At 71.1% G+C, this 15,000-nt stretch carries 13 protein-coding genes and 1 pseudogene; 7 read left to right on the top strand and 7 right to left on the bottom strand.

Going from position 1 to position 15,000, the window contains the following annotated elements; all coding sequences use genetic code 11:
• The first annotated feature begins 169 nt into the window (after positions 1-169).
• The 6 genes and pseudogenes from OWR29_RS13370 (at position 170) to OWR29_RS13345 (ending at position 8,207) form a co-directional block, all read left to right on the top strand.
• The gene (locus OWR29_RS13370) at positions 170-2,260 is read left to right on the top strand and encodes a VMAP-C domain-containing protein (RefSeq protein WP_267563055.1); all 2,091 of its coding nucleotides are present in this window, start codon (positions 170-172) and stop codon (positions 2,258-2,260) included.
• A 128-nt stretch (positions 2,261-2,388) separates the two neighbouring features.
• A pseudogene (locus OWR29_RS48385) lies at positions 2,389-4,020 on the top strand (SAV_2336 N-terminal domain-related protein); the annotation flags it as partial.
• Positions 3,959-6,043 (top strand): FxSxx-COOH system tetratricopeptide repeat protein, encoded by a 2,085-nt coding sequence (fxsT, locus tag OWR29_RS13360; protein ID WP_324291245.1) that lies wholly within the window; start codon positions 3,959-3,961, stop codon positions 6,041-6,043. The pseudogene OWR29_RS48385 and the gene fxsT, both read left to right, overlap by 62 nt.
• Before the next feature lie 48 nt (positions 6,044-6,091).
• Positions 6,092-7,153, top strand: coding sequence for a sensor histidine kinase (locus tag OWR29_RS13355; protein ID WP_267563052.1), 1,062 nt, complete (start codon positions 6,092-6,094; stop codon positions 7,151-7,153).
• Entirely contained in the window at positions 7,150-7,794 is a 645-nt protein-coding gene (locus OWR29_RS13350; protein WP_267563050.1) for a response regulator, read from the top strand. The genes OWR29_RS13355 and OWR29_RS13350 overlap by 4 nt, the downstream gene beginning before the upstream one ends.
• Positions 7,795-7,853: 59 nt before the next feature.
• Positions 7,854-8,207, top strand: a complete 354-nt coding sequence (locus OWR29_RS13345) for a hypothetical protein (protein ID WP_267563049.1) — start codon at positions 7,854-7,856, stop codon at positions 8,205-8,207.
• 13 nt (positions 8,208-8,220) lie between these two features.
• Here OWR29_RS13345 and OWR29_RS13340 read toward each other — a convergent pair whose 3' ends face one another.
• From OWR29_RS13340 to OWR29_RS13325, 4 genes are read right to left on the bottom strand one after another with little or no spacing between them, the layout of a single operon-like run.
• On the bottom strand, positions 8,221-8,922 hold the full coding sequence (locus tag OWR29_RS13340) for a serine hydrolase domain-containing protein (RefSeq protein ID WP_267563047.1): 702 nt from the start codon (positions 8,920-8,922) through the stop codon (positions 8,221-8,223).
• Positions 8,923-8,926: 4 nt separating this feature from the next.
• Complete coding sequence (locus OWR29_RS13335; RefSeq protein WP_267563046.1) at positions 8,927-10,066, bottom strand: epoxide hydrolase family protein; 1,140 nt, start codon at positions 10,064-10,066, stop codon at positions 8,927-8,929.
• A gap of 9 nt (positions 10,067-10,075) precedes the next feature.
• Positions 10,076-10,999: a DUF1648 domain-containing protein gene (locus OWR29_RS13330; RefSeq protein ID WP_267563045.1), complete on the bottom strand. Its 924-nt coding sequence runs from the start codon at positions 10,997-10,999 to the stop codon at positions 10,076-10,078.
• Complete coding sequence (locus OWR29_RS13325) at positions 10,996-11,349, bottom strand: GntR family transcriptional regulator (RefSeq protein WP_267563043.1); 354 nt, start codon at positions 11,347-11,349, stop codon at positions 10,996-10,998. Before OWR29_RS13325 ends, OWR29_RS13330 begins: the two co-directional genes overlap by 4 nt.
• 73 nt (positions 11,350-11,422) lie before the next feature.
• On the opposite strand from OWR29_RS13325, the gene OWR29_RS13320 reads away from it, so the two are divergent.
• Complete coding sequence (locus OWR29_RS13320; protein ID WP_267563042.1) at positions 11,423-12,925, top strand: PP2C family protein-serine/threonine phosphatase; 1,503 nt, start codon at positions 11,423-11,425, stop codon at positions 12,923-12,925.
• On the opposite strand, the gene OWR29_RS13315 is transcribed toward OWR29_RS13320, so the two are convergent.
• The 3 genes from OWR29_RS13315 to OWR29_RS13305 all read right to left on the bottom strand — a co-directional run bounded on the left by OWR29_RS13315 (position 12,909) and on the right by OWR29_RS13305 (position 14,945).
• On the bottom strand, positions 12,909-13,355 hold the full coding sequence (locus tag OWR29_RS13315; RefSeq protein WP_267563040.1) for a GNAT family N-acetyltransferase: 447 nt from the start codon (positions 13,353-13,355) through the stop codon (positions 12,909-12,911). The two genes, OWR29_RS13320 and OWR29_RS13315, sit on opposite strands and share 17 nt — an antisense overlap.
• Before the next feature lie 14 nt (positions 13,356-13,369).
• Positions 13,370-14,647, bottom strand: coding sequence for a tetratricopeptide repeat protein (locus tag OWR29_RS13310; RefSeq protein ID WP_267563038.1), 1,278 nt, complete (start codon positions 14,645-14,647; stop codon positions 13,370-13,372).
• 130 nt (positions 14,648-14,777) lie between these two features.
• Complete coding sequence (locus OWR29_RS13305) at positions 14,778-14,945, bottom strand: hypothetical protein (RefSeq protein WP_267563037.1); 168 nt, start codon at positions 14,943-14,945, stop codon at positions 14,778-14,780.
• Between the last annotated feature and the right edge of the window lie 55 nt (positions 14,946-15,000).

Genomic DNA, 15,000 nt, shown 5'->3' with positions numbered 1-15,000 from the left:
TATCTGTACGCCGTCAGTGGTGTCGGTGATACTGATTTTCCGAGGCGGATTTCCGCACTCGTGATGTCAGTCGCCTTCGATCACTTGTGGCGGGACGGAGCGGGGCGTGTCGAACACGGAAGACGTCGGCTCGACGACGATCCAGCCCCATGAGGTCACGTTCGGCATCATGGCCGCCCTGCCGGTCGAGCTCGGTGCGCTGATCGAAGTCGTGGACGATGTCCGGACATACAAGGACGACGACGACCCCAACGACTACCGTCTGGGTCGGATTCCCAGTGGCACGGCCGGCCAGTTCCATTCGGTCGTCCTTTTGATCCCGCCACGCGACGGCACTCAACTGGCCGCGACCTGCTGCGCCCACATGCTCCGTACGTTCCCGAACATCCGAACGGTGATCATGACCGGCATCGCCGGCGGCATTCCTCGCCCACGCCAGCCCCACAAGCACGTGCGGCTGGGCGACATCGTGGTGGCGCACGAGGGCATCGTCAACTACGGCAGCGTACGGCGCGAGGACGGCACGACCAGTCTGCGCGGCCCGCAGGGCGCCGGTTCGATCTCGCTCCAGCTCGTGCAGGCGATGAACGAGCTGCGGATGGCCGCCGGTCGCGGCGACCGGCGGTGGGAACACTGGCTTGATCCCGTCCGGTCGCCCCGGGCCGCCGAGTTCCCTCGCCCTTCCGAAGAGACCGACATCCTTTACGCGCGCGGCTATCCGACCGCGCATCCGCCCCGACCCGAGAGCGACACTCCTGCGAACATGCCCCGCGTCCACTACGGAGTCATCGGCTCGTCCGACACCCTGATGGCCGACGAAGATCTTCGCGACGAACTGGCGAGCGAGTTCCCCAGCATGTACGCGGTCGAGATGGAGGGCGTCGGCGTCGCGGCCGGGACGAGCCTCATCGGCAAGAGCTGGTTCATGGTCCGCAGTGTCGCGGACTATTGCGAGCGCACAGGCAAGAACGACAGTTGGCATCCGTACGCGTCCTACGTAGCGGCCGCTTACGTCCGCGCGCTTCTTGGGGTAGCGAAGCCGGTGAGGGTCAGCCCGGCCCCGCAGAAGGCGTCCCCGTTGCCGCTCGTCGACGACACGGGTCAGCAAGCCCTCGACGCGATCCTGCGCAAAGTTCCGGCCGACCTCGACATCGAGCCCGTCTGGCAGGAAACTCTCCAGTCCCACGCTAATCCTGGCCCACAACAGGTGCCGAACGAGCCCCCGCACGTTCCGGCCGAAGCATTTCACAGCCTGGCCAGCCGCAACGCCGGAGCGTCCGGGTTGAGCCCGGCGATCGTGTTCCTCGCCTACCTCGCCGAAGTCATTCGGCCCACCGACACAGGCCTAGCCGATCGGCTCGACGCCTGGATCGCCGACTACACCCGGGACGCGGGTGTGGACGAGGCTCTGCGCGCACGCCTGCGATCCGGGTCCGGCGCACGGCCGGTCGCTCCCGGCGCCGGACCCGCACTGGTCATCGAGCTGGCCGTGGACGGCATCAACCGGAGGCGATTTCGCGTCACCTCCTTCATCCAGGAGCACGCCGGACCGTGGCGTCCCCGCCGGCTGACCGTGGATGACATCACCGAGCAGCAGATCGAGGAGGCGGTCAGCCGGCACATCGACGGTGCCGAGCGCACGTGGGCCGAGCTGCGGACGAAGGGGCAAGCGGGCATCGAGTTCGTGCTCCCGACCAGCATGATCAACTTGCCGGTCCAATGGTATCGGACATTGCGCATGGATGATCCTGAGCCGATCTGCGTCCTCTACGAGGTGGCCGTTCGCAGCGGCGAACGCATGCGGGCGCACAGCGTCCGGCGAGACTGGATCAACCGCTGGGAACGTCTCGAACAGCAGCCGTTCACTGGCCAGGTCCAATGGGGAACGCGTTACAGCTTTCCGCAAGCCAGTGTGGAGTCGTGGTCACACGAATTGAGCGGTAACGATCGACGCGTAGTCGTCGTGTTGAGCGCGCCGCCGGACGACGAACTGGGCGCCCGGGAACTGCGCGCTGCGCTCAAGGCCGGCGTGCCGATAATCCTGTGGGATCAGCGTCCGCGCCAAGCGCCGGCCGACACCAAAGGCAATCTGGAAGATCTCACCGAGAATCCCAGCTCTCTGCCGGCACACCTGAAGGTGGCGCGAGTCGAGGCCGCACGACGCGAGGTGGCCGAGCCACATCACTACGGCCGCTCGGTGGCTCTGCTCTGGGACGACCCGACCAGACTGGTCGACGACGGGGGCGGAGGAAGGCCGTGACGGACTTACATAGTTTCGACGGTCACCCGGTGAGGGCGCTGCCGAACAGCGACGACCTGGCGGCCGGCCTGCGGCGATTCGTCGCGCACGCGCCCAGCCTCGCGCTGGTGGTGGACGACAGCCCGTCGATGCGGGTGTGGCGGCCCACGGTCGACGCGTTCCAGGAACTGGCCGCGACCGTTTTCACCGACGTGAACGCCCACCACCTCACCGGTTTCCGAGACCCGGAGCAGTTCGCCCTTCCCGAAGGGCAGCTCATCATCGTGCTGACCGACGGGTTGAACGGGTTCTGGGCCCAGCGTGAAGCCGGAGTGCTGCTCCAATCGTGGGGCCGGGCCGCCCCGGTGGCCATAGTCAATCCGTATCCCCAGGAGCGCTGGCACCGCACCAATCTGGCGCCGCGTCTGCTCCGGCTGTCCGCGACCCGCGCCATGGCCACGAATGCCGAGCTGAGCATCCGCGAGCCGCTCGAGTGGATGAATCTCTTCGACCAGCCGTTGCACCAGTCGGCGATCGCTGTGCCCCTGCTCGAACTCAGCCCTCGCTGGCTCGACTGGTGGGCCACGCTCATCGCCGGCGCGCCCGAGCGCTGGTTCGACGCCGTCGCGTATGTGGCCGACCCGGAACGCTCCCCTGGGCCGGCTCACCACGCGACCCCGACCGAGCCGCCGCCGAGCGCCGACCCTGAGGAACTGGTCAGCCGGTTCCGCACCGAGTCCTCGTCGCAAGCGTTCCGCTTGGCCACCTTCATCGCCTCCGCGCCCCTCGACCTCGAGGCGTTGCGGGTGGTGCAGGGCGTGCTGCTGCCGGCCTCGCATCCGGTGCACCTGGCCGAGGTGGTCACCAGCCCGCTGCTGGTGCAGTCGGGGGCCGGCAACGAGCTGGCCTTCCGGCCCGGCGTGCGGGAGGCTCTTCTGGCCTTCGCCGGCCGGGACGAGACCGTGCACGTGGTCGAGATCGTGGCCGGGTTCTACGGTGACCGGCAACCAGCCGCGAGCCGGCTGCTGCACGTACTGGCGGAACCCGGCGAACGGCCGGAGACTGAGGTCAACGCCGAGACCCTGCCGTACGCCCAGGTCGAGCTCGCGGTGCTACGGGCTCTCTCCGGTCCGTACGCCGCCCGCGCGAACCGCCTCAAGCGGGTGATCGATCAGTATCCTGCCGCACAGGCACCGGAGGTGAGTGTCGTGCCGTCCACACCTGGCCCGCGCGAATCGGGTCTCTGGGAGTCCCCGGCCGCGCGGCCGGGGCCGACCGCCATCGCCACCTCGATCAACTCACTGCTCCGGCCCGAGACGGACGCGGTCATCTGGGGGAACGTGCCGCCCCGCAATGGAGATTTCACGGGCCGGGAAAGCATGCTGGATGCGCTGGACCTGCAGCTTCGCCGCGGCAGCGTCGCCGCCGTGCTGCCTCAGGCGCTCCACGGAATGGGCGGCGTCGGCAAGTCACAGATCGCTACCGAATACGCGTACCGCCACCGATCCGACTTCTCCGTGGTGTGGTTCGTGCCGTCCGAGCAGCCCAGCCAGATCTTGCGGGCTCTGTCCGATCTCGGTGGCAAGCTCGGTCTGGATCTGGGAGCGGACAGCGGCGCCGCAGTGCGCGCGGTCAAGGCAGCGCTCAAGGCCGGATCGCCCTATCCGAACTGGTTGCTGATCTTCGACAACGCCGAGACGATCGACACCGTCCGGCCCTATCTTCCGCACGACGGCACGGGCAAGGTCCTCATCACGTCCCGCAACGAGGACTGGACCGACGTCGCCCACCCCCATCAAGATCGGCGTTTTCGAACGCGCGGAGAGCATCGCTCTCCTGCTCAAGCGGAACCCGGAGATGAGCGTCGAGGATGCGGGCCGTCTGGCCGAGGTCCTCGACGACCTGCCGCTGGCGATCGGTCAGGCGGCGTCCTGGCTGGCCACCACAGAGATGCCGGTCGCCCAGTACATGAACCTGCTTACCCGCAAGCGCCGGGAACTCGGCGAGCTGGCCCACCGCGAGGACTACGAGGTCGCCGTGGCAGCGGCCTGGACAGTCGCGCTCGAGCGGCTCGACCAGGAGAATCCGGTCGCCCTGCAACTGCTGCAGGCCTGTTCGTTCATGGCTCCGGAGCCGATCTCGCTCGAGCTCTTCCTCACCCCGCGCAACTTCAACATCTCGCCCGAGATGGACGCGACCCTGCAGAACCCGAGCAGGCTGAATCTCGCGTTCCGTCAGATCGAGCGGTACGGCCTGGCCCGCACCGACTATCGCGAACAGACCATCCAGCTGCACCGGTTGGTGCGGAACGTGGTGATCGACCAGCTTTCGGCCGACGACCAGGAAGAGATGCGGCACGCCGCTCACCTGCTGCTGGCCGGCGGCAATCCCGGCAACGCGGGCGGCGCCGCGCAGTGGCCCCGGTTCCACGCCCTCCTGCCGCACGTGTTCGCATCGAACATCATCGACTGCGAGGACGAGTGGGCCCGCCAGCTCGCCATCGACATCGTCGGTTTCCTGTTCTTCCTAGGTGATCAGCGCGGATGCCGTGAGTACGCCCTCAAGGTGGTCGACCGCTGGCGGACCATGCTGGCGCCGGAGGATCCGCAGATCCTCAAGGCCGCCCGGTGGCTGGCCTTCGTCGAGCGGCAGCTAGGCAACTTCGCAGCGGCCGCCGCAATCAACGCCGACTGCCTGGAGAAGCTGCGGGCGTCGGTCGGCCACGACGACGAGGAAACCCTGGACGCGATGATCCTGGTTGCGGACGACAGGCGGGCCGCCGGAGACTTCGCCGGCGCGGTACGCCTGGGATCTGAGGCCTACGAGATCTCGAACCGGGTCTTCGGGCCTGACTACCCACACACTCTCACCACGGCGCACTCGCTCGGGGCCAGCCTGCGTGCGGCCGGCGACTTCCGGACGGCACTGCAGCAGGACATGGACACCGTCCGGCGGCGGGTCGCCGTGCTCGGTCCCGATCACCCGCTCAGTCTGCTCACCCAGAACGGCCTGACACTCGATCTGCGTGAGTACGGCGAGTACATAGAAGCGCACAAGCAACAAGAGCTCCTGTACGAACGCACCCACCGCGCGCTCGGTCCGAGCCATCCGATCACCCTTTTGGCCGCGCGCAACCTCGCCGTCGCCCGCCGCCGGGCCGGTGACCAGACCGCAGCGCGCAAGCTGGCCAAGGAGACGATGGACGTGCTTCGCACGATGTCCGGTGAGCTGAGCCCGGAAGCCATTGCCTGCGCTCTGGACTACGCGGTCGACCTGCGTGAGAACGATCAACTGGACGACGCGAAGGAACTGGCCGAGCAGACCTGGCACGAGTACCGCGACAAGCTGCGGCCCGACCACCCGTACACGTTGTACGCCCGCACCAACCTGGGGATCGTGCTCCGGCTGCTGGGTGAGGCCGACGCGGCCCGCGATCACGACTCAGCGGCCTACGCCGGGTTGCGCGAAAGTCTGGGCCCGGATCACGTGCTGACGCTGACGTGCGCCACCAACCTGGCCAGCGACCTGGCCGCGGCGGGCGACCACGCGGCCGCGCTCGATCTCGACGCAGACACCATGACCCGGTCCGAGCGGATGCTTGGCCCGGAGCACCCGTCCACGTTGGCCTGCTCCCTCAACTACGCCTTCGACCTGATCGGGGTCGGCCGCGCGGAGGAGGGCAACCAGCGATTCAACGCCGTGGTGGACGCCTACCGGCGCGTGCTGGGGCGGGAGCACCCGGCAATCGCGGCCGCCCTGGCCGGGGAGCGCGCCAACTGCGACGTCGACCCGATGCCGCTGTAGCGGGCAACCGCTTTGACCCGGGGGCGTCCGCCCGCGACAGTGGGGGGCGTGAAACCGGCCATGGCCGCGCTGACCGTCGCGGCGTTTCTGACGTTGCTCGTCGACGTCGGCGGCGGTCACCGTGACGGCGTCGCGCTGCTGCCGGGCTTTCTGTTCGCGGTGGCCGCCACGCTCGGGTTCGCGTGGGTCGAGCGCCGGGGTTTCCGGTACGCGTATGTAGCCACGCTGTTCGGGCTGGGGTTCGCGGTCTTCGTGCTGTCGGCCGCCTCGGTCGGCGCCACGCTCATGCTTGTCGTGCTGGTCATCCAGGCCACCCTGCTGCTGCCGGTGGCCGCGGTCGCCGTCGTCGTGGTGCTGCTGCCGTTCTTCCACACCGGCATGGCGCTGGCCGAGGGTCTGCGCGAAGGGATCGGGCTGTTCGCGGTCGGCGCGTTCGCGGCCGTCGTCACCAAGCTGCTGATGCGGGAGCGCGACGCGCGTACGGCATTGGCGCAGGCCCAGCTCAAGGTGGAGGCGCTGGCCACCCTGGAGGAGCGCAACCGGGTCGCGCGCGACATCCACGACGGGCTCGGGCACGCCCTGACCGTCGTGCAGATGCAGATCAAGGCGGCCCGGGCCGTGCTGGCGGCCGAACCGGCACGGGCCGACGACATGCTGGGCAAGGCTCAGGAGCAGGCCGAGGAGGCCCTTCGCGAGGTACGGCGTTCGGTGGGCGCGCTGCGGGCCGAGCGTCCACCGGTCCCGCTCCCCGAGGCGTTGCGGGCGCTGACCGAATCGGCCGGGTTGCCGGCCGCGCTGGACGTCCGGGGCGACCGCCGTCCACTGCCCGCCGAGGCCGAGGAGTCGCTGGTCCGCGCCGCTCAGGAGGGCCTGACCAACGTCCGCAAGCACGCGCGCGCCACCAGGGCCGAGCTCGTCCTCGACTTCTCCGACCCTTCCCGCGTACGGCTGGAAGTGCGCGACAACGGCGCCGGAGTGACCACAGCGGACGGCCCAGGCGGGTTCGGCCTGCTCGGCCTGCGGGAACGCGCCGCCCAGCTGGGTGGCCGGCTGACGCTCGACTCGGCGCCCGGCGCCGGGGCGACCCTGCGCATGGAGGTGCCGGGATGACCCCCGTACGCGTGCTGCTCGTCGACGACCAGGCCCTGTTCCGGGAGGCCTTGGGTGTGCTCCTCTCGGCCAGCACCGACCTGGAGGTGGTCGGCGAGGCGGGCGACGGCGAGCAGGCCGTGCGCCGGGTCGCCGAGCACACCCCGGACGTGGTGCTGATGGACCTGCGGATGCCCGTGCTCGACGGCGTGGCCGCCACCCGCCGCATCCGCGACGAGCACCCGGCCACCCGGGTCATCGCGCTGACCACCTTCGACGACGACGCCGACGTGTTCGCGGCGCTGCGCGCGGGCGCCGTCGGCTACCTGCTCAAGGACGTGTCGTCGGAGCGCCTGGTCGAGGCGGTGCGCGCGGCCGCCCGCGGCGAGTCCGTGCTGCAGCCGTCGGTGGCGGCCAAGGTGGTGGCGCGCGTGGCCCAGCTGCCCGCGGCGGAGGCGCCGGCCGTACCGCTCTCGGAGCGGGAGCGGGAAGTGCTGAGGCTGCTCGCCGGCGGGCGCAGCAACCGCGAGATCGCCGCCGCGATGTTCCTGGCCGAGGGCACGGTCAAGAACCACGTCACCACGATCCTGGGCAAGCTCGGCGTGCGCGACCGCACCCAGGCCGCCCTGCGCGCCCGGGAGCTGGGCCTGCTGCAGTCGTGACCCCGGCCGTGACTTCCGGCACCTGCGACCATGACCGGCCCGCCGCGACGATTCAGGGCATGAGAACTCTCCGCTTCGCCGGCCATTACCTCGAGATGGTCGTCGCCATGTTCGTGGGAATGTTCGCCCTCGCCCCACTGTGGTCGATGGCCCTGCCCGGCCTGCACGACCACCCCGACGCCGCGGCCCTGGTGATGGCCACGAACATGTCGATCGGCATGGCGGCCTGGATGCGCATCCGCAAACACTCCTGGCTGCACATCGGCGAGATGTGCGCCTGGATGTCCGCCCCCTTCGTGCTGCTCCTCATCCCGTACTGGATGAATCTGATCAGCGGCGACGCCCTCATGACGGCCGGCCACATCCTGATGTTCCCGGCCATGCTCGTCCCGATGCTGCGCCACCGCCACTGACCAAGGAAGCGGATCAGGGGCGGACGGCGTCGGCCGCGGTGATCAGGGCGTCGCTGAGCGCGGCCAGGTGCGGGGACGCGCCGGTGCCGCGGGACAGGCGGTTGGTCACGTAGGCCACGACCAGATTCCGGTCCGGGTCGGCCCAGCCCAGGCAGACGTTCGAGCCGTTGTGGCCGAACGTGCGGCGGCTGCTCAGCCGGCCGAACGGGGAGACGCGGGCCGGGTCGTCGACGCCGCCCAGGTGGAAGCCCGCCGCCCAGCGGACGGTGCGGCCGAAGATGCGATCGATCTCGCCCTCGCTGGAGGGGGCGACGGCGGGGGCCAGGTCGTCGAGGGCGGCGCCGTCGAGCAGGGCCTGATAGAACCGGCCCAGATCGCGGGCCGGGGCCGACACCGAGGCGGCCGGGATGACGGCCTCGCGCAGGCCACGCCGGTTGAACAGGAACTGACGCGGGCCCGGCACACCTCGCAGCGGAACCCGGCGCCGCCACTGATCAGGCGGGGTGCCGAGGTGCGTGCGGCCGAGGCCGAGCGGTTCCAGCAGTTCGCGGCGCAGCACGTCCCGCAGCGGCCGGCCGGTGGCCCGCTGGATCACCTCGCCGAGCAGGAAGCCGTAGCTGAGGGTGTGATAGGCCGGTGCGGCCCCGGGTTCGTGCGCGGGACGAGCCGTGGCCAGCGCTCGCACCGACCGCGGGCGGGCTCGGGGACTGGCCACCCGGTCAAGATGCTCGGAGCGGGCGGAAGAAGGCTCGTATCTCTTCGGCCAGCACCGCGGGCTCTTCCAGGGCGGCGAAGTGACCACCGCTCGCATGCTCGGTCCACCGCCGTACGTCGAAAGTTCTTTCCGCCAGCTCGCGCGGGGGCCGGCCTTCGGGGACGAACTCGTTGGGGAAGACGGCGAACCCGGCCGGCACCGGCACCGGGTCGAACGAAGTCGACGGGTTCAGCCTCTCCTCGTAGTAGACGCGGTTCGCGGAGTTGATCGTCTGGGTGGCCCAGTAGACGGTCAGGTTGGTCAGCAGCTGGTCGCGCGGGAAGCGGGACTCGACGTCGCCGCCGCAGTCGCTCCAGGCGCGGAACTTCTCGACGATCCAGGCGGCCAGGCCGGCCGGCGAGTCGTTCAGGCCGGGCGCGAGCGTCTGCGGCTTCGTGGCCTGCTGCGCGTGGTAGGCGCCCTCGGTGTGGTGCCAGTGCTGCTGCGCCTCGGCGAAGGCCCGCTCGGCCGGCGTCCGCAGGTCGGACGGCAGCGGGAACGTGTAGGCGCTGAGGTGCAGGCCGAGCAGCCGCTCCGGGTGCTGCCGGCCGAGCGCGACGGTCACCCCGGCCCCGATGTCCGAGCCGTGCGCGCCGAACTTGCCGTAGCCCAGGCCGTCCATCAGCCGGGCCCACACGTCGGCGATGGCGGCCTTGGTCATGCCGGGCTCGCGCGGCCGGTCGGAGAAGCCGTAGCCGGGCAGCGACGCGACCACCACGTCGAACGCGTCCTCCGCGTTCCCGCCGTGCGCCGCCGGATCGGTCAGCAGCGGCAACACGTCGAGGTGTTCGAGGAAGCTGCTCGGCCACCCGTGCGTGAGGATCAGCGGGATCGGCCGGGTCCCGCGGCCGCGCTCGTGCACGAAGTGGACGCCGAGACCGTCGACGTCGGCCCGGAACTGCGCGAGGCGGTTGAGCTCCGATTCCCGGGCCCGCCAGTCGAACGCCGTGCCCCAGGCGGTGACCAGCTCGCGCAGATAGGCCGGGTCCGTCCCGTACGCCCATCCGGCCCCGACCGAGTCGGGCCACCGCGTCCGCGCGATCCGCTCCCGCAGATCGGCCAGCACCGCCTCGTCGACGGCGATCGTGAACGGTTCGATCAGCACCGCCTCAAGCTACCCGGCCCGGGACAGAAGTGCCGTGAGCAGCCCGGCCGGGGTCTGCGGGTCGTTCAGGGTGACGGCGAAGCGCCGGCCGTCGGTCTGGTGGAGCACCAGGCCCGGGCCGCGGCGCAGCACCAGGGCGGAGCGGCCCGGGGTCACCCGGTAGCCCCAGCCGCCCCACTCCAGCGGGTCGATCTCGGCCACCTCGACGGCGGCGATGTGGTGCAGCGGGATCGTCTTGAACGGGATGCCGAGCAGGCCCGCCACCAGCCGCAGGCCGCGCCGGTCGGCCGTGACCCGCACCTGGCCGAAGAGCAGAAGTGCGACCACGGGCACGGCGACCACCGGCCACAAAGCGGTCGGCCCGGCCGCGGCCACGACCGCGATCGCCACGGCGGCCACGAACGTGACGGCGATGATCAGCGGGGCCCGCAGCGTGGTGCTGTAGGCGGCCCGCTCGGTCGGGCCCAGGTCGAGCGGGGTGACGGCCGGAACCGGCGGCGGCGTCGTGGCCGGGGCCGGGCCGGCCACCAGCACGACCACGGCGCCCCAGGCCACGCCGGCCACGAACCACAGCAGACGCCAGCCCAGCCGGGCGTCGGCCGGGTCGGCCAGCGTGGCGGTGGCGGTGGCCACCCAGATGCCGGCCACTCCACCGGCCAGCGCCCCGGTCACGCCGAGCAGATAGCGCAGCCCGACCGCGCCCCCGCGGCGCAGCGCGGACCCGATGGCGGCCAGCCCGGCCACGATCCCGAGGGCAAGCATGGCGCCCCAGAACACCCGCGCGGAGCTGTAGCCGTCGGCGGGGCCGGTGCCGCTCCAGTGCGTGGCCATCCGCGCCGGCAACCGGTCGGACCACATCATCCAGGTCACCACGGTCACCAGCAGGGGCGCCCAGATCAGGACGATCGCCGCCAGAGTCCTCGGTCGATTCATGGCTGTGCCTCCTTCACCATCGCGAGCATTTCCGCATCGCCCAGGCCCTGCCGCCGCGCCTCGCCGACGAACTGGCGGGCCAGCTCGACCAGCCGCAGCCGGGCGGCGTCGGCGTCCCCGCGGACCACCGCGCCCCGGCCGCGCCGCAGCTCGATCAGCTCTTCGTCGCGCACCTTGGCGTAGGCCCGCAGCACCGTGTGCAGGTTGACGTCGAGCACGTCGGCCAGCTCCCGCGCGGCCGGCAGCCGATCGCCCGGCGCCAGATCGCCCCGCAGGATGCCCCCGCGCACCTGCGCGGCGATCTGATCGGCCAGCGGCTCGGCCGCCGCCACGTCCACCCGGAACAACATGTTTGCATTCTACTATAACAAGTCGATGTCCGTACGCCTGATCACGCCGCCTGCCCACGGGTAGGGTCGGGAGGTGATCACCGCGTTCGACGCCGCCGGTCCGCTGCGGACGGCCTACCTCGGCGTCGACTGGGCGGCCGGCCCGCTGGGCCCGGTCGACGGGTGGAGCCCGGCGCTGCTGGGCGCGGTCGACCTGCTGCTGCACACGCGCAGCGCGGTCACCCTGTTCTGGGGGCCCGAGTTCGTGCTGCTCTACAACCCGGCGTACGTGCCCATGATCGGCGACAAGCACCCGGCGGCGCTCGGCGCGCCCGCCCGTGAGGTCTTCGCCGAGATCTGGGACGAGATCGGGCCGATGCTCGAGACGGTGCGGGCCGGCGGCAACGCCACCTGGACCGAGGACATGAAGCTGCTGATGGAGCGGCACGGCTACAGCGAGGAAACGTACTTCACCTTCTCGTACTCGGCGGTGCGCGGCCCGGACGGCACGATCGAGGGTGTCATCGACATCGCGTCCGAGACCACCGGCCTGGTCGTCGGCCGGCGCCGGCTCGACCTGTTACGCCGGCTCACCGACCGGGTGGCCGACGTCGAGACGGTGGACGAGCTGGTGGATCAGGCGCTGCCGGTGCTCAGCAGCGTCCCCGACGACCTGCCGGGAGTCGAATTGCGGCTCGGCCGGGCCACTGTGGACGACGGCCGGGTGCGCCTGCCCCTGCCCGAAGGGCTCGAACTGGTCACCGGGCTCAGCCCGCACCTGCCCGACGACGAGGACTACCGCGGCTTTCTGCGCCTCGTCGGGGCCGCTCTGGTGCTGGGTCTCAACCGCGTCGCCGTACGCCGGGCCGCCGCCACCGAACGCCAGCTGGCCGAGGCGCTGCAGCGCAGCCTGCTCAGCCACCCCGCCCAGCCCGACCACCTCGAGGTGGCGGTGCGCTACCACCCGGCGGCCGAGGGCGCGTGGGTCGGCGGCGACTGGTACGACGCCTTCACCCTGCCCGACGGCAGCCTGGCCGTGGCGGTCGGCGACGTCACCGGCCACGACCGCGACGCCGCCGCGGCGATGAGCCAGATCCGCAATCTGCTGCGCGGCATCTCGTACGCCCTCCCGGTGCCGCCCGACCAGGCGCTCACCGCGCTGAACGACGCCATGACCGGGCTATCGGTCGACGTGCTGGCCACGGTGGTGCTGGCCCGCATCGACCTCGGCACTCACACCATGCGCTGGTCCAACGCCGGCCACCCGCCACCGGCCCTGCTCACCCCCGACGGCCGGGCTGCCTTCCTGCGGGCCCGGCCCGAACCGCTGCTGGGAACACGCATCGAGGCCACCCGCACCAGCCACGAGACCCACCTCGACCCCGGCACCACTGTCGTCTTCTACACCGACGGCCTGCTCGAACGCCGCGACCGCCCGATCGACGAGGGACTGGCCGTCCTGCTGGACACCCTGACCGGCCTGTCCGACCGGTCGGCCGAGGACATGTGCGACCACCTGACCGCCGCACTGGCCCCGAACGCCGAGGACGACGTGGTCCTGGCCGTCGTCCGCCGCCGGCCTACAGAGCCTTCGTGAGCCGTACGTCCTCCTCCTGATAGCCGCGGGCGGCGTAGAACTCCCGGGCGTGCCGGTTCGCCGCGCCGGTCTCCAGGGTGAGATGGCGCAGGCCGCGCTCGCGGCCCCACTGCTCGGCCGCCGCCATCAGCAGCGTCCCGATCCCCCGCCCCTCGGAGCCGCCGTCCACCACCAGCTCCCCCACATAGGCATCCACCTCACCGGCGAAGTGGCGCCGCTCCCCCACCGTCACGAGCCCGACGACACGGTCGTCCACCACGGCGACCAGCACCCCGCCGCCGTCGCCGCCGATCGCATCACGGATCCAGCCGGTCACCGCCTCCTCGACCGCTTCCTTGTCGCGCCACGGTGCGACACCGATGGTCAGGCGATGAGCCAGCCCCAGGACAGTGTCGCGATCGGACGGTTGATAGGGACGCACAATCGCCATGGGCAGGCCTCCGATCACGGGGCTTTGGTTACGGTCAGGGTGCTCAGCGGGGTGGCGTTGAGGGCGCTCATCGGGGTGCCCTTGTCGCCCCAGGACCCGTCGGCGATCGCCTTGTCCCGGGCGGCGACAAGTGTGGTGTACGTCTGGGCGGGCAGACGGTCGAGGCGGAGTTTCCAGGCGACGTTCGTGCCCTCGGGGCGGGTGGAGCCGAGGAAGACGGTGTACGGCGCGGCGGAGTCCTCGATGATGTCGAGCTTGCCGTCCAAATAGCACCGCCCGGCCACGCAGATCAGCAGCGCCACGACAGTGTCCTTCGCGCTCACATCGGCCGCGGCGACTGAGAAGCGGGCATCGAACGGATAAGGCACGCGGCTGTTGTTGGCCGGAGCAACGATCCGCGTGCGAACGACCGGGGCTTTGGTGGTCGGCTTGGCCTTCGTGGGCTTGGCCGCCGTGGGTTCGGCCGCGGCCGTGGTGGTTGCGGCGGTCGTGGCCGCAGGCAGCGACGGCGGCGACGCGGACGAGGGGCTGGGCGCCCGCGAGACGGGCGGGGCGATCGCCGCGGCCGAGGTGGTCGGCACTATTTCCTGTACGGCGGTAGCGGGCTGAACGGGGTCGTCGGGGCGCGTCAGCACGACGGCTACCACGACCGCCACGACCACGCCCCCGGCCACCGCACCGAGCACAGCCGGCAGCCAGACCCCACGCCGCCGCGAAGGCGGGGTGGGCGCAACGCGCGGTCCCGGTTCGTACACCGGTGATCCAAAGTTCAGAGGCGCCGGCGATGCCGAGGCTGCAGACGCCGGCGGGCCGGACACCTGGGGTGCGGGCGAGACCGGCGGCGCATCGGAGGTCGGCGGCTGCGGCGCCTCCGTTGTGACCGAGGCCAGGTAGGTGCGGGCTCGTTCCACCGTCCAGTGATCCTCGCCCAAGGCGGCCGGGCCGAACTCGGCCACCTTGGCGAAGTTGGTGCGGGCCACGTGGCGGTTGGCCAGTTCCTCGGCCACCACCGCCAGGTCGTAGGCGAGCATCACGGCCAGCGGGTCGCTACCGGTCAGGCGGCCGGCGGCCTCTTCGAGCACCCGGCGCGCGGACTGCGGGTCGCCGGCTGCGGCGTGCCGCCCGGCCAGCTGCCGCATCGTTTCCAGCAGCTCGGGATCGCCCTCGGCCAGCGCCACCCGGCCGTTCGCGACAACGCCTTCGAGCAGTTTCTGCGCCCCGGCCGGATCGCCGGCTTCGACGAGCTGCTGGGCCTGCTGGCGGGCATGGGCGAACGTTGATGACTCCGGCACTCCGCCATGCTGCCCGGCGGGCGCAAGCGGCGCCAATTCAGCCGGCGGCGAGCAGGCGGGCGGCCCGGAAGATCGACGCGGTCAGCACCGACGCACTGCCCGCGCGCACCCTCCGTACGAAATAATGAGGTCAGGCGGTAGCCACGGTCGTGACGCCGCCGACCACGATCACCGCGCCGAGGGCGACCAGCAAGGCGGTGCAGACCTTCTGCATGCGGGGGCTCGGCGGCGCCTGGTCGAGCGCGGCCACCAGCACACCCCAGACCACCGCGAGGCCACCGGCCAGGAATCCGAGCATCGTTGCAGAATGCCGTCACCGGCCGCCTTCACGTTCCAACGGCCGGTGACGGGCA

The sequence above is a fragment of the Paractinoplanes pyxinae genome (genome assembly GCF_026626335.1).
GTDB lineage: Bacteria > Actinomycetota > Actinomycetes > Mycobacteriales > Micromonosporaceae > Actinoplanes > Actinoplanes pyxinae.
The sequence above is the reverse complement of the archived record's forward strand: the minus strand, read 5'-3'. Positions and strand labels throughout refer to the sequence as shown.